The sequence below is a fragment of the Streptomyces carminius genome (genome assembly GCF_002794255.1).
GTDB lineage: Bacteria > Actinomycetota > Actinomycetes > Streptomycetales > Streptomycetaceae > Streptomyces > Streptomyces carminius.
The window spans coordinates 64,537-86,141 of sequence record NZ_PGGW01000066.1 but is presented as its reverse complement, the minus strand read 5'-3'; the positions used below and the strand labels follow the sequence as shown (position 1 = coordinate 86,141).

Here is a 21,605-nt window from a genome sequence, read left to right as displayed (position 1 = left end):
TCACCTCAGCAGCAGGAGCAGGACGACGGCGGCGGCCAGCAGGACCAGTGCCTGGGCGTAGTACTGGTGGAGTTGGCCCGTCTGCGGGCGGCGCGCCCACTCGCCGAGCCGGCGGGCGCCGGCGGCGACGCCCCGCACGGCACGGTCCACGCCCGAGCGGTCGGCGGTCTCCGTCCAGGACGCCAGGCGCCGTACCGCGGCGGCGGCACCGGTGACGGCCCGGTCCAGGACCGCGTCGTCGAACCGGGCCAGGGCGTGCGCGACGGCCAGGGCGGGGCGTACGGCGACCGTGTGCGCGGCCGCCTCCAGATACAGCCAGGCGCGGGCCCAGGCCGGTTCGGGCAGGCGCGGCGCGAGGGCGGCGGCGGTCGCGGTCGCGGCCAGGGCGAGGGCGGCGGTGGTGAGCATGGTGGCGGCGCCGGCCGAGGGCTCGCCGGTGGCGCCGGCAGCCTCCTTCACCTCGTGGGCGAGCGGCGGCAGGGCGAGGGCGCCGAGGGCGGCGGCGCCGACGGCGAGGACCGCCAGGGGCACGGTCCGGAGCGGTCCGGCGGTCCGCTCCCGCCGCTTCTCTCCGGCCTCGGCGGACGGTTCGGGACCCGGTCCCAGCAGGAGGCCGATCGCCTTGCCCGCGTACAGGGACGCCAGGACGGCGGCGGCCAGCACCACCCCGTACAGCGCCGGAGAGTCGGCGGCGGCCAGGATCTCGTCCTTGGTGGCCCACAGCGACAGGGGCGGCACACCCGCCAGGGCGAGCACTCCCACGGCGAACGGCAGGCCGACCGCCCGGTCCCGGCGGCCGGCCCCGCGCAGTTCCCGCAGGCCATCGGTGCCCAGTGCCGCCAGCCACGCCCCGGCGGCCAGGAACAGCAGGGACTTGACGGCCGCGTGCGCGACGAGGTGGGCGGTGCCACCGGCGACGCTCCCCGCCCCGGCGGCCAGCACGACGAAGCCGAGCTGCGCGCTGGTGGAGGCGGCCAGCAGTTGCTTGAGCTCGCGCTGGGCGAGGGCGACCGCGCCCAACGCGAGCGCGGTGAGCGCACCACCCCACGCCGCGGCCCCGGCCGCCCAGCCGGCGGACTCCAGCAGCGGGCGCAGCCGCAGCAGCAGGTAGCCGCCCATGGCCACCATGGCGGCCGAGTGCAGCAGGGCGCTGACCGGGCTCGGGCCGAGCATCGCCTTCGACAGCCAGAAGGAGAACGGGAGCTGGGCGGCCTTGCCGAAGGCGGCCAGCAGCACACCGGCGGCGGCCAGGTGGAGCCACGGGCCGGTCAGGTCCGCGAGGGTGTCCAGGGCGAGCCGTTCGGCGCCGGTGCCCGCCGTGGTCCCGGCCAGGGCGGCTCCGGCGGCCAGGTACAGCCCCAGGTCGCCCGCGCGGGTGGTGAGGAAGGCGGTTGTACCGGCCGCCACCGGGGCGTTCTCCCGCCAGTGGAAGGCGATCAGCGCGTACGAGGCGGCGCCCATGACTTCCCAGGCCAGCAGCAGGGCCGTCAGGGTGGTGGCGGTGGCGGTGACCAGGACCGCGGCGGTGAACAGCAGCATCAGTCCGAAGAACCGCGGCCGTTCGGTGCGGATGGCGGCTGCGGCGAAGACCAGGACGAGCAGACCGGCCGCCGCGACCGTCACGACCACCACGGCGGAGAGTCCGTCCACCGCCAGTTCCAGCGGTCCGCCCGCCACGAAGCCGGTCCGCGCGGTGGGACGGACGGCGGCGGCGGCGACCGCCAGGGCGAGGGTGGCCGCCGCGACGGCCACGGCGACGGCGGGCGCGGTACGGCCGGCGCCGCCGGGGCGGTCGTACGTCCCGGCCGTATGGCGTCCGCCGCCGGACAGGGCCATGGCACCCCCGGTCGCGGCGGGCAGCAGGATCACGGCCCACAGCAGCGCGCTCGCCGTGCTCATCGTTCCAGCTCCGCGGCCATGTCGGTCATGTCGGCGTCCTTCGCGCGGAACAGCAGGGTCACCACGGCGAAGCCCATGGCCATGTCCACGGTCATGGCCGCGATGACCACCAGCACCAAGACCTGCCCGTCCGGGGCCGCCGGGGCGAGGAAGTACCAGAAGGCGGCCGCCGCCACGATGACGCCGTTGATCATCAACTCCAGGCCCATCATCACCATCACGACAGACTGCTGGCTCAGCGCCCCGTACAGGCCGACGGCGAACAGCGCCGCGGCCAGCAGCAGGAACAGCTCCAGCGTCATGCGCCGCCTCCCTCCGGCCGGGGGGCCGCGGGTGTGCCGCGGTCCCCGCCGCCTCGGTGACCGTGGTCGCCGTGGTCACCGTGGCCGCCGTGGCCGCCGTGGTCGCCGTGGCCGCCGTGGTCGCCGGCGCGACCGCTGTGGTCTCCACCGTGGCCGCCGCGGCTGCCGCGGTCTTCGTGGTGGCCGCGGCCGTCGTGGCCACCGGGTTTCCCGTGGCCGTCGTGCGGGTCGCGGCCCGCGGCTTCCGCACCGTCACCGTCGTACCGGCCGCGGGCGGTGGCCAGGACGAGGGCCGCCACGATGGTGGTGAACAGCACCGCGCTGACACCGATCATCACCAGCATCTTCGAGCCCATGACTCCCTCGCCCACCGCACGGGTCGGATCGGCGGGTACGGTGCCCCGCCGCTCCGGCCACGGGACGAGCAGCGCCAGCGCGCCCAGCGCCAGGAAGACCCCGCCCGAGATGGCCAGCGCCCCCCGCTTGTTGTGCAGCATCGACATCGGCATGAAGCCGGCCGGACTCATCATGAACATGATCATGAAGACAGCCATGATCGCCATCTCCATCACCATCATCAGCACCGTCACCACGCCGAGATAGGCCAGGTCCAGCAGCAGGATCGAGGCACCGACGGCGACGAACGACAAGGCCAGGGCATAGGTGGCCCGGGCCATGGAGTCCACCACGAACACCGCGGCCCCCGAGGCGACGGCCACCGCGGCCAGCACACAGAACAGCGCCGTCTGCACCTCACCTCACCCCTTCGCCACCACGACGACGGACACCGCCAGCAGTTGCACCAGCACCGCCGGGAGTGCCACCAGCCACCCGAGGCGGACGATCAGCTCGGGACGCAGCACCGGCAGCCGGCGGCGCAGCGCCACCAGCACCGCGAGGACGGCCAGCGTCTTGATCACCGACCACAGCCAGCCCGGCAGCCACGGGCCCGTGCCACCACCCAGGAACAGTGCCACCGCCATGCCCGACCCGGCCGCCAGCAGCGCGTACCGCCCGGCGAGCAGCAACAGCCGGTCCACGCCGGCCGCCTCCGCCAGCACGCCCCCGGCCGCGTCGCGCCCCACCGGGGAGGAAAACGGTCCCCACATGCTGAAGGCCGCCACCGACCCCAGGAACACCGCGAAGGCCACCGGCATCCACACCACGAACCACAGCCCCTGCTGGGCCCGGACCACCTCACCCACCCGCAGGCTCTCGGCCGCCACCACCGGAGCGGTCAGCGCGAACATCAGCGGCAGCTCGTAACCGAGCGCCTGGGCCACGAACCGGTAGCCGCCGACCAGCGGGTACACGCTGTTGGGTCCCCAGCCGGCCAGCCACACCGCCGCCCAGAGCGTGACGTCCACCGCGTTGAACCAGACGACGCCCACCGGCAGGTCGGCCACCACCGTCCCGCCGACGGGCACCACCACCGCCATCAGCAGGGCCGCCACCAGCGGACCCGCCGTGCCGATCCGCCACAGCAGCCGGTCGGGCGCCACCGTGGTCCGGCCGCGCTGCCGCATCAGCCACGCCGACTCCGCCAGCGGACGGACCCACCGGCGACCGCGCACCGCCGCGGCCGGTCCGTCTCCGCCGACCGCGGCCGGGGCGAGAACGGCGTCGAGCACGGCGGCCGCCAGCGCCATCACCAGCAGGAGGGCAGCCGCGGGCACCACCGCCCACACCGGCGCTCCGGTGACGGTCATCGCCCGTCACCTCCACCGTCGTGGCCGTGTTCGTGGCCGTGCTCCTGGTGCGGGCCCTTCCCCGACTCCTCGTCCGGTGCCGCCTCCGGCTCCCGTCCGGTCAGTTCGTCCGGATCGGGGTCGAGGCTCGCCACCAGCAACCGGGCGGCGGACAGCTCCAGACCCGGCATCAGCTCGACGACCGCGTCCAGCAGGCCGCGCGAGGGCGGAGAACCCTCCGGGGCCGGGCGTCCGCGCGGTCCGCCGTCGGGCACCTCTCCGCCCGCCAGCAGTTCGTCCGTCTCCGCCAGCCACCTCAGCCAGCGGGCGGTCGCGTCATGGGGCGGCCGGGCCCGTGCGGCGGGGCCGCTCACCCCCAGCCGTACCGCGTCCGCCGGGGTGAGCACACCGATGCCACCCGTCGCCCACCGCAGCGTGCGCGAGTGCTCCACCCGGCGCCGCCACGGCCCGAAGTCCGCGCGGACCCGCTCCACCGGCTCACCGCCGAGCAGCCGGTCACGCAGTCGGCGGGCCCCGGCGGCGGCGGAGTCCCGGCCCGCCAGGGCGAGCAGCCGTCCCAGCGAATCCAGATGACAGGCGGCCGTACGGGCTCCGGGGGCGGTGGAGTGGGCCTCGCCGGCGGGCCAGAACGGTGAGCGGTACGGTCCGGCAGCGGGGAGCACCCGGCCCTCGGCCCGCTGGACCACGTCCCCCTGCAGAACGGTGTCGACGACCAGTCCGGCGGGCCAGCCGGGCAGCACCGGTCCCAGCGGTACGTGCAGGACGTCCAGCTTCAGTCCGTCCCGGTCCTCGGCGCGGTCGGCCGTCATCAGCCCGCCGGGCATCCGCATTCCGCCGTGGTCACCGTGGCCGCCGCCGTGCTCCTGGTGCCCGCCGTGGGCACCACCGTGTCCGTCCTGGCCATCACCATGGCCACCGTGGTCCTCATGGTCGCCGTGCCCACCGTGGGGCTGCTGCTCGCCGCCGTGGTCCCCGTGGCCGTCATGGCCTTCCGCTTCGCCCCCGGGGGCGTCCAGGGTCCGGCTCCACTCGTCGTCCCGTCCCTCGGCGTCCGCGGTCTGGCCGGGGCCACCGAGGGCGGGAAGGAGATCACGCAGTACCGCGTCCGCGTCCTGCGGCCGTGTCACCTGCCCTCGCACCCGCGGGCCCGGCATCTGACCCCACAGCACGTCGGCGGCGGCCCGCATCCGCGTGCCGGGCTCCCCCGCCACGAGCAGGACGTCCGCGTCCACCGGCGAGTCCGCCAGGCGCCCGCCGAGGCCGGTGACTGCGGTCTCCGCCGCCAGCCGTACGGCCGTGGCCCCGGGACACGCCACCAGCAGGACGCGGGGACCGCCGAAGACCACAGGCACGGCGAGACGTTCCGCCAGACCGCGCAGGGCCGTGTTCAGGCCCACCGCAGAGTCCCTTCCCGCCAGGCGTACAGCACTCCGCACATCAGCAGACCGAGGAAGACGAACATCTCGGCCACGGCCGCCGCGCCCATTTTCGCGACGACGACCGCCCAGGGGTACATGAAGAGCATCTCGACGTCGAAGGCGAGGAACAGCAGCGTCAGCGCGTACCAGCGGGCGTGGAAGCGCGACAGCGCGTGCTCGTCGGGGGTGCCGCCGGAGAGGAAGGGCCCGGCGAGCAACGGCTGGGCACGGACGGCCGTCAGACGGTGCAGCTGCCGCAGCCCGGCGACCGCTCCGACGGCCAGCACCAGCATGGCGGCCAGATCCAGGAACTCCCGCATACTCCCCTCACGCATGTACGGAGTGGTTCGTCACATGCCCGGGCGAGGCATGTCCGTCCGCCAGTACCCTTCGGCGGAACATCCATGCCGGGGCGTCACCCGTGTGCGCGCCCGGCCCGCGAGCCCGTCCGGGGAACAGCACCGCGCCTTCGTCCCTTTGGGGCCCGCGCCCCGCTCGCCACGGTGGCCCTGACCACCTGTCCGTCCGGTTCCGGCGGCCGCTCGGCCACCTCCGGGGGCACGTTCCCGGCCGCTCCCGCGGCTCGGAACCCGGCGGCGGCCGCGTTCACGGAGTCCACGAGCGGTGGGGGGGAAATCCGCGTCACCACCCGTCACGACACTGCCGCCATCGGCGGTGACGCACGGCATGTGGGTGGCAGGCATCGACGGTTCCCACGACGCCGGGCAGGCCTCCGCCGTGCAGTCCCGGGGTGGTTTCCGGCAGCGGGTCAGAGCGGCCGACGTCCCGCCACGGCGCGGGCCGTCTCCGCTGCGAGGACGGAGGCACGAAAGGGGAGGGCCGGAGACCGGGCAAGGGAGTGCGGCACGTCCTGCGGCAGAAAGGGCGTTCCGCCCCCTGGTGCCGTCTTTCCCGCTGGTTCGGCGTGTCGAAGCAAATCAGGCGGCTCTACCTTCTTGACCGGGTTGATCGAGCCATTCGTAGGGTTGGGTCGCCCAGGGGTGCTGGGTGTGGTTATCAGGCGACTGCAGTCTCGTGGCTTCCCTTGCTTCGCCGCCCGGCGCCCCACGACGACTCGGCCGCCGATCAGGAAGTGCGAACAAGTCGCTGTGTAGAGCGATGCCGGCGAAGTCGTCCGTGGCACGAGCAGTACGAACACGCACGTCAGGAGCATGATGAGCTGGTATATGGGCGGGGATCGACAGCGGTAAGGGCCACCACCACGGCCTTGTTCTGGACACGGACGGCAAGACCCTGTTGTCGCGGCGGGTGGCCAACGACGAGCCCGAGCTGCTGAAGCTGATCGGTGACGTCCTGGACCTGGCCGACGGCCGTGAGGTCACCTGGGCCATCGACATGACCGGCGGGAAGCAGGGCGGGGCCGGAGCCTGGCGGCTCCCCGCGAGAACGCGGCTCGGTGGTGTTCTCTCAGTCCGGTTGCGGCCGGGTGCGGGCGAGGCGGGGCAGTCCGGCCTCGAGGTGCGCGAACGCCGACCGGGCCGCCGCGGTCGCCGCGAGGTGGAGCGCGGCCGCGCTGGAACCGGCGGCGATCCGCTGCCGGTTGTCCCGCGCGAGGACGCGCCGGGTGGCGACGATCTGCCCGGCGGCCACCCGCGCCTCGGCGCTGCCGGCGGCCTCCCCGCCGAGGACGTCGGCGAGCACGCCGGCCAGCGCGGTCTCGCTCCGTTCCGCGTGGGCGTGCAGGTGCGCCGCCAGTGAGGGCGTCGTGTACAGCAGCCGGTGGAAGGCGAGCACCTCGGGATCGTCGTTCAGGCCGGTCGCCGGATCGCGCCGGGCCAGTCCGTCCAGGAAGTGGCGTCGCAGGGCCTCCAGCGGGGAGCACTCGGCGGGCCGTCGCGCGACCACCTCGGCGGCCTCGCCCTCGTGGTCGGCCAGCCGGTGCGTCACCAGGTCCTCCTTGGCCGGGAAGTGGCCCAGGAGCGCCGGCTCGGGGATGTCCGCGGCCGCCGCGACGTCGGCGACGGTCACCTGCTCGAATCCCCGCTCCAGGAAGAGCCCGACGGCCACGTCGGACACCCGTCGGCGTATCCGCTGTTCCTCGTGCTCCCCCGGCTCACTCGTCTCACCCATGCCGGGAAGCCTACGCGGCGGCCCGGAGCGCCGCGGTGTCCCGGGAGGGGGCGCCCGTGCCGTGGCGGACCGTCAGCATCGGGGCGGGGCCGGGCGGCCGTCGCCCGGTGTCCGGCGGACTGCGGTCTCGACGCCCGCCTCCCGCGGACCGTCGGACGCGGTGTCGCCCATGTCCCCGGCGGCGCTGCGGATGTCGCTCACCACGCACACCCCTCAGGAGACCGCGGAGGGCCCGGCGCGGCTCGCCGGGGTGTTCGCCGGCTGCCGGGCCGCGGCCCGCGGGGAGCGGTCAGACACCGGCGGGCCGGGTCCCCCTGGCCGGGGCCGGCAGGGTGCCCAGGTCGTGGGTGTAGAGCCAGGCGGTGGACCGCTCGTGGAAGTGCCGCAGCACGATCGGCATGACCAGGCCCTCGACCCGGCGTCCGACCGGGCCGCGGGTCTTGGCCCCGCGGTTGCCGCGGGCCGCCTTGAACATCCTGCCGATCCGGGCGCGGCGGCGCCGGTCGTGGTCGGCGAGGGCGGCGCCGACCGAGTCCGCCCCGGCCAGCGCCTGGGCGAGGACGACGGCGTCCTCGATCGCCATGGAGGCACCCTGGCCCGCTCCCACGGGGTGGGCGGCGTCCCCGACCAGGACGGTGCGGTCGTCGTGCCGGACGGGTACCTCGGCCAGGGTGTGCACGAGGGCGGGGCGGTGCAGCCTCTTGGTCGCCCGGAGGAGTTCCGGTGCCCGGGGGCAGAAGCGGTACAGCCCGGCGAGGTGGTCGAGCCACTGCTCGTCGCCGGTGGCCGCGAAGTCCGGCGGCCGGCGTTCGGCGACCTGCGCGGTCCACCACACGGCCCCGTCGGGCATCACGACGTGGAGGAAGGCGCCGCTCCGGGCGAAGGACACGTCGAACACACCGGGCTCAGTGGGGACGCCCTCGGCGATACCGGAGACGCCGTAGAGGCCCGCGTACTCGGGCCAGGGGGCGTCCGGGTCGAGGAGGGAGCGGGTGACCGACCACAGTCCGTCGGCGCCGACGAGCAGATCGGCGGTGGCGTGCGTCCCGTCGTCGAACTCCGCCCGGACGCCGCCGCCGTCCTCCACCGCGCCGACCAGACGACGGCCGGTGACGATCCGCGCGCCGGCCCGCAGGGCGTGCTCGCGCAGGACCTCGACCAGGTGCCCGCGTCTCAGCGTCGTGCTGTGCATGGCGTCTCCCGACAGCCGGCCGCGCGGCACCTCCCCCAGGATCCGGCCGGACTCCGCCCGGATCCGCTGGAGGGGGACGGCGAAACCGGCCCGCCGCACCGGCTCCAGACAGCCGAGCGCCTCCAGGCCCCGCAGCCCGTTGGCGGCCAGGCTCAGGAAGGAGCCGACCCGGCCGGCCGGGTCGGCGTACGCCTCCTGGACGGTGACCCGGGCGCCGATCCTGCGCAGCGCGATCGCGCTCGCCGCCCCGGCCACTCCCCCGCCCGCGATGATGACGTCCATGCATCCTCCGAATCGAACTTCACTAAATATCTATTCAGTGAAATTCGATTCAGTATGTTGGGCGCCTGGAGTGCGGTCAAGTCGATACGAGCCGGAGGGAGCACGCCGGTGGGAGTGCGCAGGCAGAAGGCGGCCGGCACGGAAGCCGCGCTGGACACCGGGGCCGCCGTCCTGCGGGAACACCTGGAGTACATGCGCGAACAGGGCCGCAACCACCCGGCGACTCCCGGCTCGTGGCCGCCGCCGTGGGCGCCGTGGTCCCGATGTTCGGGTACGCCGTCCTCACGGCGGGCGAGCACGGCCCACGGGCGGGTGACGACGAGATCGTCGACACCCTCAACCGCCCTGCTGCACCGCGGCCTCGCCGGCTCCCCGCCCCGGGGAGGTGTGAGGGGCGGGCCCGGGAGGCGTCAGAGCGCCGCGGCGTCCCGGGAGGGGGCGCCCGTGCTGTGGCGGACCGTCAGCGTCGGGGCCGGGGCGAGGCAGTGCTCGACCGGGCGGCCCGCGGCCGCCTCGTACAACTGGCGGGCCGCCAAGGCGCCGTAGGCGGCGATGTCCCGGCGCAGGGCGGTCAGCCCGGGGTGGACCAGTTCGCACAGCGGGGAGTCGTCCCAGGCCACCAGGGAGACGTCCCCCGGTACGCGCAGTCCCAGGCTCTGGGCCGCGCTCAGTCCGGAGACGGCCATCACGTCGTTGTCGTACAGGATCGCGGTGGGCCGCTCCGCGCCCGCGAGCAGGGCGCGGGTGGCGGCGAAGCCGCGCTCCCCGCTGTAGTCGGCCTCCTCGCTCAGCGCGGTGACGCCCCGTTCGGCGGTCGCGGCGTCGAACGCCTCGGTGCGGATGAGGGTGTGGCGCAGGGCGGCGGGGCCGGTCACATGCGCGATCGAGCGGTGGCCGAGGTCGGCCAGGTGGTCCACGGCGGTGCGCACCGCGACCGCGTCGTCGCTCCACACCGCGGGCAGGCCGCCGCAGTCGACGGGGGCGCCGATCACCACGGCGGGCAGCCGCAGTTCCTCCAGGGCGCCCACCCGGGGGTCGTCCACCCGCAGGTCGACCAGGAAGACGCCGTCCACCTTGCGCTGCGCCCACCAGGCCCGGTAGGTGGCGGTCTCGGCGTCGGCGTCGGGCGCGACGGTGAACAGCAGGGAGGTGCCGTCGCCGGACAACTCGTCCTGGATGCCGGAGACCAGTTGCATGAAGAACGGTTCGATGCCCAGGGAGCGGGCCGGCCGGTCCACCACCAGCCCGAAGGCACCGGCCCGGCCGTCCGACAGAGCCCGGGCCGCGCTGTTGGGCTGCCAGCCCAGCTCGTTCGCGATGGCCAGCACCCTGGCCCGGGTCGCCTCCGACACGCCCGGGCGGCCGTTGAGGGCGAAGGACACGGCGCTCTTGGTCACCCCCGCGCGACGGGCGATGTCCACCATCGTGGGACGCTTCACCGGTACTCCCCCTCCCAGCGCGGCCACCAGCGCACGGGCTCATCCTAGAGGGGGCCGTTCCGGCCCGGAACACGGAGCGGGAGCGGCCGTTCCGCGTTCCGTGACGGGTCGGTGGCCGGCCCCCGCTCCCCGTTTCCCCGTTCCGGGAGGATCGGACGGCGGCGCGGCGGCGGTGGCCTGACATCACCCGCCTCCTCCGGGGTAGACGGCAGAACAGCAGAGCATTGATCGCCGTGTGCTCATCACCGAGGGCACACACGAGCACGTGGAGGAACCGTGGCGGGCCTGATGGGCAAGGCAACCAAGATCGCGGTGTTCGCCCGCACTCCGATGGGGCGCAAGCTGACCGCGAAGGCCAAGCAGCTCCTCGGCGGCTCCGGCGGACGTGCCGGGGCCGGCGGGCGCGCCGGCGCCAGGCAGGGCGCGAGCAGGCAGCGCGGCTGGCGCGGGCACCACTGACAGGCGCCGCACCGGCGTCTGCACGCCGCCCGCCGCCGCGGAAACGCGGCGGCGGGCGGCGTCTTCGTGACGGCAGGATGGCGCGCATGACAGACACGGAACCGGAGTACGGCGACCCCGTCGTGCGCGTCCTGCACACCGCCGCCCTGGGCGCCGCCGACCGCGCGGCGGTACGGGCCCTGCTGGAGGAGGTCTTCGAGGGGGACTTCGGCGACCACGACTGGGACCACACCCTCGGCGGTGTGCACGCCCTGGTCCTGGAGGGCGGAGGCGCCCCGGAGGGCGGGAGGGGCCGGGACGGCCGGGTGGCCGGGCGGCTCGTCGCCCACGGTTCGCTGGTCCAGCGGCGGCTGCTGCACGGTGGGCGGGCGCTGCGGACGGGCTACGTGGAGGGGGTCGGGGTGCGCGCGGACCGGCGCGGACTCGGCTACGGCGCCGCGGTGCTGGCGGCGCTGGAGGAGGCGGTGCGCGGCGCGTACGAGCTGGGGGCGCTGAGTTCCTCCGAGGAGGCGCTGGGGTTCTACGCGGCCCGCGGCTGGCTGCGTTGGCAGGGTCCCACCCTGGCGCTCACCCCCGGTGGCGTGGTGCGCACCGGGGAGGACGACGGCGGGGTGTTCGTCCTGCCGGTGGCGGCCCGTGTGGACCTCACCGGGGAACTGGTCTGCGACTGGCGGGACGGGGACCTCTGGTAGCGCTCCGGCACCCGGCTGTCCGGCGGCGACGGTGCGGCTGCGCCGCACCGTCGCCGCCGTCACCGGCTCGGAGCCGGACGACGTGCTGGTGGCGGGCCACGCCGACGCCTGCTTCCACCACGTCGCCACTCCCGAGGAGTACGACGCCCAGCACTACGAGGGCGGCAGCACCCTCTTCGGCCGCCGGCGGCTCCCCGCCCTCCGGCAGACGGCGGACCGGCCGGCGCGCGCCCTGCGCGACGGGACGGAGCTGCCCGCCGGCACTCCCCCGCCCGACCTCTCCGGCGCCGCCCTCTCCCCCCAGCCGCCCGTGGTGCTGGACGTCCCGGCCGCCGCCGCCCCCGGCCGCTACCACGGCGACGCCAGGATCCTGCTGGGCGGCGTCCGCGCGTTCTCCGGCACCACGCGCCCCTTCACCGTCGTAGGGTGATCCCCGGCGAATCCGCATCCCACCGGCTGTGGCGCCGGGCCCCGCAATATGCTTCGTTGTCCGCGCGGACTCTTGTCGCGCGACGACGGCGGAGGGTGGGGAGCGGTGGAACGGCTGACGGACACGGCCGGGGCGCAGACGTTCCGGGGCAGGGCGATCGGTGGCACCGACCGCGCGGCCCGGGGCCGCGACAGCGCCCTCCTGCTGCTCGTGGAGGACGACGCGGGGGACGCGCTGCTGGTCGAGGAACTGCTCTCCGACTGCGGGCTGGAGGCCGAGCTGACCTGGTGCCGTACGGTGGCGGAGGCGCAGGAGGTGCTGGCCGACCGGGCCGGTTCCGTCTGCGTCCTGCTGGACCTGCACCTGCCGGACGCCCAGGGCTTCGACGGGGTCACCCGGATCCTGGCCGGGGCGCCGCACGCGGCCGTCGTGGTCCTCACCGGGCTGGCCGAGAGCGAGGCCGGGCTGGCCGCCGTCGCCGCGGGCGCGCAGGACTACCTGGTCAAGGGCCGGCTGGACCCGGAGCTGCTCAACCGGGCCGTCCGCTACGCCCTGCAGCGCAAGCAGGTCGAGCAGGCGGCCTCCGACCTCCAGGCCGGCCGGCTGCGCGCCCAGGAGAACGCGCGGCTGGAGCGCGGCCTGCTGCCGGTCCCCCTGCTGCACACCGACGAGGTGCGGGTGACCGCCCGGTACGAGCCGGGCCGCACCCAGTCCCTGCTCGGCGGGGACTTCTACGACGTGGTGCAGACCCCGGACGGCACCGTGCACGCCGTGATCGGCGATGTCTCGGGGCACGGCGCGGCCGAGGCCGCGCTGGGGGTGTGCCTGCGCGTCGCCTGGCGTACGGCGGTGCTGTGCGGCACCACCGGGCCGGAGCTGGCCCGGTTGCTGGAGCAGATCGCCGTGGCCGAGCGGTCGGAGGCGGAGGTGTTCGCCACCCTCACCGCGCTCTCCCTGCCGCCCGGCCGCCGCTCGGTGCGCGTGGTGCGCGCCGGGCACCACGGCATGCTGGTCCGCTCGCGGGGCGAGGTGCGCTGGGAGGAGCCCAAGGGCGGTCCGGCGCTCGGCCTGGTGCCCGGCGCCTCCCACTGGGTGGAGAGCACTCTGCCGCTGCCCGCGGACGCGGCCGTGGTGCTCTTCACCGACGGCCTGTTCGAGGGCCGGGTACAGCCGGACCGGCGGCTCGGCGAGGAGGGGCTGCTGGAGCTCGCCCGGCGCCATGCCGCCCTGCCCGCCCGGGCCTTCGTCGACGCCCTGGTGGACGAGGCGACCGCGGCCGCCGCCGCGTACGGCGGTCTCGCCGACGATGTCGCCGTCGTCCAGCTCGGCTGGGGGGAGTCCGCGCCGTGAGGCGGGCCTCCGCCGCGGCGCGGGAACGGCGGGAGGCCCGGGAGCCCAGGGAGCACCGGGAGCCCGAGGAACCCAGGAACACGGACCGCGGTCTGGTCGGGCGGCTGACCGTCCAGGACTGGGTCCGTCTGGTGCTGTCGGTGATGCTGCTGCTCGTCATCGGCTGCGCGATGGTCGGCGCGGAGCTCCTCTCCCGCACCGTGGAGCGCTCCGACGACCTGGCCGGCCGCATCCAGCCCGCGCAGAGCGCCGCCTCCCAGCTCCAGGCGGCCCTGCTCGACCAGGAGACCGCGGTGCGCGGCTACGCGCTCAGCGGGGACGAGCAGTTCCTGGAGCCCTACGACCAGGGCGTCCGCGACGAGCGGCGGCTCCTCGCGGAGCTGCGGCCCCTGGTGGCCCCCGACCGGGAGCTGGCCGATGACCTCGCCGCCGTGTCGGGCGGGGCGCGGCAGTGGCGGCGCATGCAGGCCGAACCGCTGATCGAGCGGGTGCAGAAGGACGAGGACATCAGCCGGGACGGTCAGGCACTGCAGGAGAGCCGCCGGCAGTTCGACGGGCTGCGCGCCCTGTTCGACGTCCAGAACCGGCACTTCGACGAGGCCCGCGACGCCGGGCGGGCCGAGCTGCTCGAGATACGCCGGCTGCGGGACTGGACCTTCGGCGTCATGCTGGCCGCCTTCATCGGCACGGGCGTCGCGCTGGCGGTGCTGCTCAACCGCATGGTGGAGCGCCCGCTGCGCAGACTGCGCGTCGCCTCGCGGCGGGTGGCCGGCGGCGCCTTCGAGCGGCGTATCCGCTCCCACGGCCCCTCCGACCTGCGGGCCGTGAGCGCCGCCGTGGAGGACATGCGGCGGCGCATCGTCGAAGAGCTGGAGGCCACCCGCTCCCGCGAGGAGCTGCTCGCCCGGCAGGCCGCCGACCTCGACGCGCAGGCCGCCGAACTGCGCCGCTCCAACGCGGAGCTGGAGCAGTTCGCCTATGTCGCCTCCCACGACCTGCAGGAACCGCTGCGGAAGGTGGCTGCCTTCTGCCAGTTGCTGGAACGGCGCTACGGCGAGGTGCTGGACGAGCGCGGCAGGCAGTACATCGACTTCGCCGTCGACGGCGCCACCCGTATGCAGGTGTTGATCAACGACCTGCTCGCCTTCTCCCGGGTGGGCCGGGCCGGTGAGGAGCCCCGCACGGTGCCGCTGGACGCGGCGCTCGACCGCGCCCTGGCCAATCTCGCCGCCGCGATCGAGGAGTCCGGCGCCCGGATCGAGCGTCCCGGCCGGCTCCCCGAGGTGATCGGCGACCCGACCACGCTCACCATGCTGTGGCAGAACCTGATCGGCAACGCGGTGAAGTTCCGCCACCCCGCCCGGCCGCCGCGGATCACCGTGACCGCCCGGGAGCGGGACGGCCGGTGGCTGCTGGGCGTGGCGGACAACGGCATCGGCGTGCCCCCGGAGTTCGCCGAGAAGATCTTCGTGATCTTCCAGCGGCTGCACAGCCGGGAGGAGTACGAGGGCACCGGCATAGGGCTCGCCCTGTGCCGGAAGATCGTCGAGCAGCACGGCGGCCGCATCGAACTGGACACCGACCGCGCCGAGGGCGCCCGGATCAGTTTCACGCTGCCCGCCGCCCGGCCTCCCGCACCGCGGCCCGAGCCCCCCTCGCCGGCCCTTCCCCCGTCATCGTCCCCGTCCGTCCCCGAGCCCCGGCCCGACGGGCCGGGCACGGCACCGCCCCCTGGAGCACCAGCGTGACCGCCGCCGCCACCCCCATCGAGATCCTGCTCGTCGAGGACGATCCGGGAGACGTGCTGATCACCCGGGAGGCGTTCGCGGACAACAAGATCCGCAACGTCCTGCACGTGGTCCGGGACGGCCAGGAGGCGCTGGACTTCCTCTACCGCCGGGGCAGGCACACCGGTGCCGCCCGCCCCGACCTGATCCTGCTCGACCTGAACCTGCCGAAGTACGACGGGCGGGAGGTGCTGGCCCGGATCAAGTCCGACCCGGACCTGTGCGTCATCCCCGTCGTGGTGCTGACCACCTCCTCGGCCGAGGAGGACGTGCTGCGCAGCTACCGGCTGCACGCCAACGCCTATGTCACCAAACCGGTCGACCTGGAGCAGTTCATCTCCGCGGTCCGCCAGATCGACGAGTTCTTCGTCACCGTGGTGCGGCTGCCGGGCCGCTGAGCGCCGGCCGGACGCGCGCCCGGCGGTTCACCCGGTCGGCGCGGCCCCGGCCTCCGGGACCTCCGGGCCCCGCAGGGAGCGCAGGCACCGCAGGAACTCGGCGCGGTGCAGCCCGGCGACCGGTGCCAGCAGATCCGGGTGCCGCAGCAGGGGGGCGGCCCGCCGGTCGTACTCGTCGGGCGCGGTCAGCCTCCGGAAGTCGACGGCCAGGCCGCGGGCGTGCTCGCCGCGGGAGGCGGCGGCCGCCGCCTCCCGCGCCAGCCGGGGCGAGGTCAGCAGACAGGCGGCCCAGCTCGCCAGGACCTCGTCCACCCAGGTGCGCCAGGCGTCCCCGTCGTCGCCGGGGTCCCGGGGCGCGGGGATCCACGACAGCCCGGCGGCCTCCGCCCGCTCCCCGGTCTCCGGGGGCGCCGAGCCGGTGATCCGGTCCAGCCGCCGGGCGCCGCCCGGTCCCGCCACCACGACCAGTGCGGCGTCCAGCGGGGTCGGGTAGCGCAGCCACGCCGCCACCGTGACGGCCTGCCGCGCCTGGGCCTCGGCCAGGGCCGCGCTGAAGACGCCGTCGGCGGTGGGGTAGGACCGGACCAGCCACCGGGCGGTGGCGGCTATGACGGAGGACAGTTCATCAGACACTTTGGTCCCGCATTCGGAAGAGCAGGTTCCGGATCTCGATGGTAACCGGCCCCGCCCGGGCCCCCGGGCCGGTTCCGGCGGCGGTCCGGCGGCGGCCCCGTTCCGGGCAGGCACCACCGCCGTGGGCATGGTACGGCGGCGGGCCCGGAGGAGGACACGGGCCGGAGCGGGCCGGCACGGCACCGGCGGAAGCCGGAACGGCCGAGCACCCGGGAGCGGTTCGGCGGGCGGGCGGTGCCGCGCACCGGCACACCCCGCCCTGGTGGGCACCCCCGCCGGTTCCGGGCCGCCCGCCGGTTCCGTCCGCCGCCCGCTCCCGGGCTCGCGCGCGGCCGGCGGGGGGCGGCCGGCGGGGGCGGGTGGTGTTCCTCACAACCCGCGCCGGGACCTGCCACGGGGTTCCGCTCTCATCACCTCGCCGTGCGCGGCCGACGGCGCCGAGGGACGCCGCGCTGCCGCGGCGTCCCGGCCCGGCGCGGTCCGAAAGCCGTCTCACTCTCCCAACACGCGCTGGGCTACCGTGACTTCGGGCCGGACTGACGGAGAATGCACAGACCCGGGCGGACGCGGCCGGACGCGGCCGGGGCAGCCGGACAGCGACGAGACCGGACGGATGCGGACGAACGTGGCGGGCGACAACGGCGGAGGGAGAACTGCCGGTGAACTGCACCACGTGCGGCGCCAAGGTGATACAGGGCCCCGACGGGCGCTGGTCCTGCGGCAACTGCGGGGCGAGCGGATGACGCCCTTCCCCTCGGAGGTCCCCGCCCACGACGTCGCCCTGATGCACTGCGCCCAGTGCGGGTGGGCGGTCCAGGAGGGCCCGCTGGGCGGCTACGTGTGCACCCAGTGCTTCCACACCGTCGAGCCGCCCTGCGGTCTCCTCGGCGACTGAGCCGCGCCCCGGGCGGTCAGTCCCGCACGGCACGGCCCCGCGGCGGCACCTCCTCGTCCACCGGCACCGGACCGGGCGGGGTGCCCTCGCCGAAGGGCCGGCCGCCCAGCTCCGCACGGTGGTGCGGGGTCAGCCAGGCGGACAGGTCCGGGCCGAGCGGCACGATCTGCGTCGGGTTGATGTCGGTGTGCACCTGGTGGTAGTGGCGCTTGATGTGGTCGAAGTCGACCGTGTCTCCGAAGCCGGGGGTCTGGAACAGGTCGCGCGCGTAGGCCCACAGCACCGGGTCCTCGCTGAGCTTGTTGCGGTTGCACTTGAAGTGGCCGTGGTAGACCGCGTCGAAGCGGACCAGTGTGGTGAACAGCCGCACATCGGCCTCGGTGATGCTCTCCCCGACCAGGTAGCGCCGGTCGGTCAGGCGCTCCGAGAGCCGGTCCCAGCAGGCGAACAGGTTCCGGTACGCCCGCTCGTAGGCCCGCTGGGACTTGGCGAACCCCGCCTGGTAGACGCCGTTGTTGAGGTTCCGGTAGACGTCCTCCATCACCGTGTCGATCTCCTCGCGCAGCGGCTCGGGGTACAGGTCGGGCGCCCCCTCGCGGTGCAGCGCGGTCCACTCGGTGGCGAGGTCGAGGGTGATCCGCTGGTAGTCGTTGGTGACGACCTCCCCGCCGGTGACGTCGACGACCGCCGGGACGCTGACCCCGCCGTCGTAGCCGGGCTCGCGGGCCTCGTACGCCTCGGCGAGGAAGGCGATGCCCAGCACCGGGTCCCGACCCTCCGGATCGAGGGTGAAACGCCAGCTCCGCTCGTCCTGCAAGGGGTCGGTGACCGCCAGCGAGATCGCGTCCTCCAGGCCGAGGAGCCGCCGGACGATCAGCGAGCGGTTGGCCCAGGGACAGGCCCGGCTGACCACCAGCCGGTACCGTCCGGCCTCCACCGGCCGGCCCTCCCGGCCGTCTGCCGTGATGCGGTCCGTGAAGCGGCTGGCGGACCGCTTGTACTCGGTTGTCGTGCTGCCGGGGTTACCGACTGTGGCGGTCATCGTGCGGCCTCCCGTCCGGGTGCGGAACGTGGAACCGGACGGGTACCCCGATTCCGCGTTCCGGCACCCGCCGGACGGCCCGCCGCTGCCGGGTCAGCCGCTCCCCGCCGGTCCCGCCGGTTCGGGCGGTCCCGCCCCTTCGGGCGCACGGCGCGGCGCGCCGCGGTAGGTGCCGAACTGCCAGCGGTTGCCCTCCGGGTCGCGCACGGCGAAGTCGCGGGAGCCGTGGTCGGTGTCGTACGGCTCGCGCACCACCCGCGCCCCGGCGGCCACCGCCCGGGCGAAGAGCGCGTCGGGGTCGGCGGTGACGACGTACGCGCCGAAGCTGCCCGGTTCCAGCGGCCAGGGGTCCCCGGCGCCGCCGCGCACCGAGCCCAGCATGATCCCGCCGCCCTCGGGCCAGGACAGTTCGGCGTGGTGGACGTGCTCCCCGTCCGCCATGACCAGGGTCTCGGCGAAGCCGAACGCGTCGGCCAGGAAGCGGATCAGCGCCCGCGCGTCGCGGGCGCGCAGCGTCGGCCACACCTGGGGTGCCGGTGTCGTGCCGTCCATCGGTGCTCGTCCTCCCGGAGTGGGTTCCCGGCTCACCGGTGTCCGGTGAGCCCCTGCCCCTCCCACTCTTCCGCCGCGGCCGGCGGGGCGGCTTGTACGTTTCGGAACTCCTCCGCCAGCCAGCGGCTGGGCGCGCAGCCGGCCAGGGCGCGGAACTCCCGCGCCAGATGGGCCTGGTCGAAGTAGCCGGTCCCGGCGGCCAGCCCGGCCAGGTCCAGACCGCGCGGCGGAACACCGGGCCGGGCCGCGTCCGGATCGGCGTCCGGAGGGGCGTTCCGCCGTACAGCCCGGGCCGCCAGCAGCCGGCGCGCCCGGTCGAAGCGGACCACCCGGGCCGCGGCCCGGGGCGTGAGCCCCGTCTCGGCGCGGAAGCGGGCGGTGAGGTGGCGGGCGCTCCAGCCGGTCTCGGCGGCCAGCGCCGAGACGGCCACGGCACCGGCCGAGGACAGCAGCCGGTGCCAGGCGTGGGCGACCTCCGGCGGCGCCTCCGGCGACACCGCCGGTGTCCGCGGCGCGGACCGCAGCAGCCGCGGCAGCAGCCGGTCCAGTACGGCGAACCGCTCCGGCCAGGTGCCGACCCGGCGCAGCCGGTCGTGCAGCTCGGCACAGCGCGGGCCGAGCACGGCGTCGGCCGGGAGGTCGGTGTGCGCGAGCTCGCCGGCCGGCACCCCGAGCAGGGCCCGCGCGCCCAGCGGGCCGAGCGCGAGCTGCACACCGGACTGCCGGCCGGGGTGGGTGATCAGGGTGGGGGCCGTGTGCAGGCCGCCGAGCAGCGTGTCGTAGTCGGTCGGCGGGCGCCGGGGGTCGCTGTGTCCCGCCACGGTGAGCCGGTCGTCCAGGGTGAGGATCAGCGTCAGGTACGGGGAGGGCAGACCGCGGTGGCGGGCCGGCGCCAGGCCGGTCTGGCGGTAGCCGGTGTACCAGGCCACGTACGGGCGCAGCGGGGCGGCCGGGCGGCGGCGTACGTACTCGTCGACGGTCCCGCCGGCCGGTCCGGGCGCTCCTCCGGCACGGTCCACGCCTCCCAGTATCGGCCCGGCCGGCGCGCCGGACCGCGTGCGGCGCCGGCCGGGCACGCCGGGCTCAGTCGAGACCGAGGGAGGCGAGCTGCTGCTCGAACGGGACGACGGTGTCCGCGTCCGGCTCCTCCCCGCCGTCCGCGCCCGCCGGGCGGGCGGTCCGGGGCCGGGCCCGGGCCAGGTCGGCCAGTTCCCCGGCGGCCCGTTCGATCCGGGCGGCCAGTTCGCCGTCGGGCCCGCCCGAGCCGCCCCAGTCCTCGGACGCGGCGTAGACGGCGGTGGGCACGGTGACGGCGCCCAGGTAGGCGAACAGCGGTCGCATCGCGTGCTCCAGGACGAGGGAGTGGCGCGGTGTGCCGCCGGTCGCGGCGAGCAGGACGGGCCTGCCGCGCAGCGCGGTGTTGTCAATCACGTCGAAGAAGGACTTGAACAGTCCGCTGTAGGAGGCGGTGAAGACCGGGGTGACCGCGATCAGCCCGTCCGCCTCCGTCACCGCCGCGATCGCCTCGCGCAGGGCGGGGCCGGGGAAGCCGGTCACCATGTTGTGGGCTATGTCGGTGGCCAGGTCGCGCAGCTCGACCACCCGTGTCTCCACCGGGCGTTCGCCGTCCGCCGGCCGCCGCTCGGCGGCCCGGGCCAGCCGGTCGGCCAGCAGGCGGGTGGCGGATGGACGGCCGAGGCCGGCCGAGACGGCCGTGACGCGGATGGGCTCCATGTGTTCTCCTGCGGGTGCTCCCGTGCTGCCACGGGACGGGCGGGCGGTGCGGGGTACGGACGAGGTGCGGGCGGGGTGCGGGCGGCCTCAGACCGCCGCGGACTCGGCCCCGGCCCCGCGGCGGGCGGCCAGGGCGGCGTGGGTGGGGGCGGCGGGCACGTTCTCCGGGCGGCCGGCGGCGAACTCCTCGCGCAGCACGGGCACGACCTCCTCGCCGAGCATGTCGATCTGCTCCAGCACGGTCTTCAGCGGCAGTCCGGCGTGGTCCACCAGGAACAGCTGGCGCTGGTAGTCGCCGGCGTACTCGCGGAAGGCGAGTGTCTTCTCGATGACCTGCTGGGGGCTGCCCACCGTGAGCGGGGTCTGCTCGGTGAACTCCTCCAGCGACGGACCGTGGCCGTAGACGGGCGCGTTGTCGAAGTACGGGCGGAACTCGCGGACGGCGTCCTGGGAGTTGTGCCGCATGAACACCTGGCCGCCGAGGCCGACGATCGCCTGCTCGGGGGTGCCGTGGCCGTAGTGGGCGTAGCGCTCCCGGTACAGGGCGACCATGCGCTCGGTGTGGTCCTTGGGCCAGAAGATGTTGTTGTGGAAGAAGCCGTCGCCGTAGTAGGCGGCCTGCTCGGCGATCTCGGGACTGCGGATCGAGCCGTGCCAGACGAACGGCGGGACGCCGTCCAGCGGCCGGGGGGTGGAGGTGAAGCCCTGCAGCGGGGTGCGGAAGCGGCCCTGCCAGTCGACGACGTCCTCGCGCCACAGTTTGTGCAGCAGCGCGTAGTTCTCGACGGCCAGCGGGATGCCCTGGCGGATGTCCTTGCCGAACCAGGGGTAGACCGGCCCGGTGTTGCCCCGGCCCATCATCAGGTCGACCCGTCCGCCGGCCAGGTGCTGGAGCATCGCGAAGTCCTCCGCGATCTTCACCGGGTCGTTGGTGGTGATCAGAGTGGTGGCGGTGGACAGGAGCAGCCGTTCGGTGCGCGCGGCGATCCAGCCGAGCATGGTCGTCGGGGAGGAGGGCACGAAGGGCGGGTTGTGGTGCTCGCCGGTGGCGAAGACGTCCAGGCCGACCTCTTCCGCCTTGAGCGCGACGGCGGTCATCGCCTTGATCCGCTCGTGCTCGGTGGGAGTGCGCCCCGTGGTGGGGTCCGGGGTGACGTCACCCACGCTGAAGATCCCGAACTGCATCGCGCTCACGGTACTCACATCCTCGTCACGGACATTACTAGTTGATTGCTCAACTATCTCTTCGAACGGTCCTCCGCCCGGCCCTATTCCCCATTCCCCGGGCCCTGTCCCCGGCA

22 protein-coding genes and 2 pseudogenes are annotated in these 21,605 nt (G+C 75.1%); 8 read left to right on the top strand and 16 right to left on the bottom strand.

Features of this window, described 5'->3' with window-relative positions; genetic code table 11:
• The 6 genes and pseudogenes from CUT44_RS23560 to CUT44_RS23535 form a co-directional block, all read right to left on the bottom strand.
• Complete coding sequence (locus CUT44_RS23560) at positions 1 to 1,899, bottom strand: proton-conducting transporter transmembrane domain-containing protein (protein WP_100203934.1); 1,899 nt, start codon at positions 1,897 to 1,899, stop codon at positions 1 to 3.
• The gene (locus CUT44_RS23555) at positions 1,896 to 2,201 is read right to left on the bottom strand and encodes an NADH-quinone oxidoreductase subunit NuoK (protein ID WP_100203933.1); all 306 of its coding nucleotides are present in this window, start codon (positions 2,199 to 2,201) and stop codon (positions 1,896 to 1,898) included. The genes CUT44_RS23560 and CUT44_RS23555 overlap by 4 nt, the downstream gene beginning before the upstream one ends.
• Before the next feature lie 218 nt (positions 2,202 to 2,419).
• Positions 2,420 to 2,953, bottom strand: a pseudogene (locus CUT44_RS23550) (NADH-quinone oxidoreductase subunit J); the annotation flags it as partial.
• Positions 2,954 to 2,959: 6 nt separating this feature from the next.
• Positions 2,960 to 3,910 carry an NADH-quinone oxidoreductase subunit H gene (locus tag CUT44_RS23545; RefSeq protein ID WP_100203932.1) on the bottom strand — a complete coding sequence of 317 codons (951 nt, stop codon included), beginning with the start codon at positions 3,908 to 3,910 and terminating at the stop codon, positions 2,960 to 2,962.
• Positions 3,907 to 5,307: a hypothetical protein gene (locus CUT44_RS23540; protein ID WP_199185813.1), complete on the bottom strand. Its 1,401-nt coding sequence runs from the start codon at positions 5,305 to 5,307 to the stop codon at positions 3,907 to 3,909. The genes CUT44_RS23545 and CUT44_RS23540 overlap by 4 nt, the downstream gene beginning before the upstream one ends.
• A complete protein-coding gene (locus CUT44_RS23535; RefSeq protein ID WP_233221597.1) occupies positions 5,298 to 5,663 on the bottom strand; it encodes an NADH-quinone oxidoreductase subunit A in 366 nt (121 codons plus the stop codon). The genes CUT44_RS23540 and CUT44_RS23535 overlap by 10 nt, the downstream gene beginning before the upstream one ends.
• A gap of 850 nt (positions 5,664 to 6,513) precedes the next feature.
• On the opposite strand from CUT44_RS23535, the pseudogene CUT44_RS23530 reads away from it, so the two are divergent.
• Positions 6,514 to 6,699: pseudogene (locus CUT44_RS23530) on the top strand (IS110 family transposase); the annotation flags it as partial.
• Positions 6,700 to 6,756: 57 nt separating this feature from the next.
• Here CUT44_RS23530 and CUT44_RS23525 read toward each other — a convergent pair.
• The 4 genes from CUT44_RS23525 to CUT44_RS23515 all read right to left on the bottom strand — a co-directional run bounded on the left by CUT44_RS23525 (position 6,757) and on the right by CUT44_RS23515 (position 10,332).
• Positions 6,757 to 7,419, bottom strand: coding sequence for a TetR/AcrR family transcriptional regulator (locus tag CUT44_RS23525; protein ID WP_100203931.1), 663 nt, complete (start codon positions 7,417 to 7,419; stop codon positions 6,757 to 6,759).
• Between the two features lie 72 nt (positions 7,420 to 7,491).
• Entirely contained in the window at positions 7,492 to 7,620 is a 129-nt protein-coding gene (locus CUT44_RS34590; RefSeq protein ID WP_269846213.1) for a hypothetical protein, read from the bottom strand.
• Between the two features lie 88 nt (positions 7,621 to 7,708).
• Complete coding sequence (locus CUT44_RS23520) at positions 7,709 to 8,893, bottom strand: FAD-dependent monooxygenase (RefSeq protein ID WP_100203930.1); 1,185 nt, start codon at positions 8,891 to 8,893, stop codon at positions 7,709 to 7,711.
• Between the two features lie 410 nt (positions 8,894 to 9,303).
• On the bottom strand, positions 9,304 to 10,332 hold the full coding sequence (locus CUT44_RS23515) for a LacI family DNA-binding transcriptional regulator (protein WP_100203929.1): 1,029 nt from the start codon (positions 10,330 to 10,332) through the stop codon (positions 9,304 to 9,306).
• A gap of 288 nt (positions 10,333 to 10,620) precedes the next feature.
• On the opposite strand from CUT44_RS23515, the gene CUT44_RS23510 reads away from it, so the two are divergent.
• The 6 genes from CUT44_RS23510 (at position 10,621) to CUT44_RS23485 (ending at position 15,448) form a co-directional block, all read left to right on the top strand.
• The gene (locus tag CUT44_RS23510; protein ID WP_158239654.1) at positions 10,621 to 10,791 is read left to right on the top strand and encodes a hypothetical protein; all 171 of its coding nucleotides are present in this window, start codon (positions 10,621 to 10,623) and stop codon (positions 10,789 to 10,791) included.
• A gap of 86 nt (positions 10,792 to 10,877) precedes the next feature.
• Positions 10,878 to 11,483: a GNAT family N-acetyltransferase gene (locus CUT44_RS23505; RefSeq protein ID WP_100203927.1), complete on the top strand. Its 606-nt coding sequence runs from the start codon at positions 10,878 to 10,880 to the stop codon at positions 11,481 to 11,483.
• A 31-nt stretch (positions 11,484 to 11,514) separates the two neighbouring features.
• Positions 11,515 to 11,913, top strand: a complete 399-nt coding sequence (locus CUT44_RS23500) for a neutral/alkaline non-lysosomal ceramidase N-terminal domain-containing protein (protein ID WP_233221596.1) — start codon at positions 11,515 to 11,517, stop codon at positions 11,911 to 11,913.
• A gap of 156 nt (positions 11,914 to 12,069) precedes the next feature.
• Positions 12,070 to 13,263 carry a PP2C family protein-serine/threonine phosphatase gene (locus CUT44_RS23495; protein WP_233221620.1) on the top strand — a complete coding sequence of 398 codons (1,194 nt, stop codon included), beginning with the start codon at positions 12,070 to 12,072 and terminating at the stop codon, positions 13,261 to 13,263.
• Positions 13,264 to 13,406: 143 nt separating this feature from the next.
• Positions 13,407 to 15,011, top strand: coding sequence for a sensor histidine kinase (locus CUT44_RS23490; protein WP_100204061.1), 1,605 nt, complete (start codon positions 13,407 to 13,409; stop codon positions 15,009 to 15,011).
• Positions 15,008 to 15,448 (top strand): response regulator, encoded by a 441-nt coding sequence (locus tag CUT44_RS23485; RefSeq protein WP_100203924.1) that lies wholly within the window; start codon positions 15,008 to 15,010, stop codon positions 15,446 to 15,448. Before CUT44_RS23490 ends, CUT44_RS23485 begins: the two co-directional genes overlap by 4 nt.
• 27 nt (positions 15,449 to 15,475) lie before the next feature.
• Here the strand turns inward: CUT44_RS23485 and CUT44_RS23480 are convergent, their stop codons facing one another.
• Complete coding sequence (locus CUT44_RS23480; protein ID WP_100203923.1) at positions 15,476 to 16,081, bottom strand: hypothetical protein; 606 nt, start codon at positions 16,079 to 16,081, stop codon at positions 15,476 to 15,478.
• Between the two features lie 613 nt (positions 16,082 to 16,694).
• Here CUT44_RS23480 and CUT44_RS23475 point away from each other — a divergent pair.
• Positions 16,695 to 16,976 (top strand): hypothetical protein, encoded by a 282-nt coding sequence (locus tag CUT44_RS23475; RefSeq protein ID WP_146252296.1) that lies wholly within the window; start codon positions 16,695 to 16,697, stop codon positions 16,974 to 16,976.
• A gap of 16 nt (positions 16,977 to 16,992) precedes the next feature.
• On the opposite strand, the gene CUT44_RS23470 is transcribed toward CUT44_RS23475, so the two are convergent.
• The 5 genes from CUT44_RS23470 to CUT44_RS23450 form a co-directional block, all read right to left on the bottom strand.
• Positions 16,993 to 18,018: a glutathione S-transferase family protein gene (locus CUT44_RS23470; protein ID WP_100203921.1), complete on the bottom strand. Its 1,026-nt coding sequence runs from the start codon at positions 18,016 to 18,018 to the stop codon at positions 16,993 to 16,995.
• 93 nt (positions 18,019 to 18,111) lie between these two features.
• A complete protein-coding gene (locus tag CUT44_RS23465) occupies positions 18,112 to 18,570 on the bottom strand; it encodes a VOC family protein (RefSeq protein ID WP_100203920.1) in 459 nt (152 codons plus the stop codon).
• A gap of 32 nt (positions 18,571 to 18,602) precedes the next feature.
• On the bottom strand, positions 18,603 to 19,589 hold the full coding sequence (locus tag CUT44_RS23460; protein WP_100204060.1) for a helix-turn-helix domain-containing protein: 987 nt from the start codon (positions 19,587 to 19,589) through the stop codon (positions 18,603 to 18,605).
• A 64-nt stretch (positions 19,590 to 19,653) separates the two neighbouring features.
• On the bottom strand, positions 19,654 to 20,304 hold the full coding sequence (locus CUT44_RS23455) for an FMN reductase (RefSeq protein ID WP_100203919.1): 651 nt from the start codon (positions 20,302 to 20,304) through the stop codon (positions 19,654 to 19,656).
• An 87-nt stretch (positions 20,305 to 20,391) separates the two neighbouring features.
• The gene (locus CUT44_RS23450) at positions 20,392 to 21,489 is read right to left on the bottom strand and encodes an LLM class flavin-dependent oxidoreductase (protein WP_100203918.1); all 1,098 of its coding nucleotides are present in this window, start codon (positions 21,487 to 21,489) and stop codon (positions 20,392 to 20,394) included.
• Between the last annotated feature and the right edge of the window lie 116 nt (positions 21,490 to 21,605).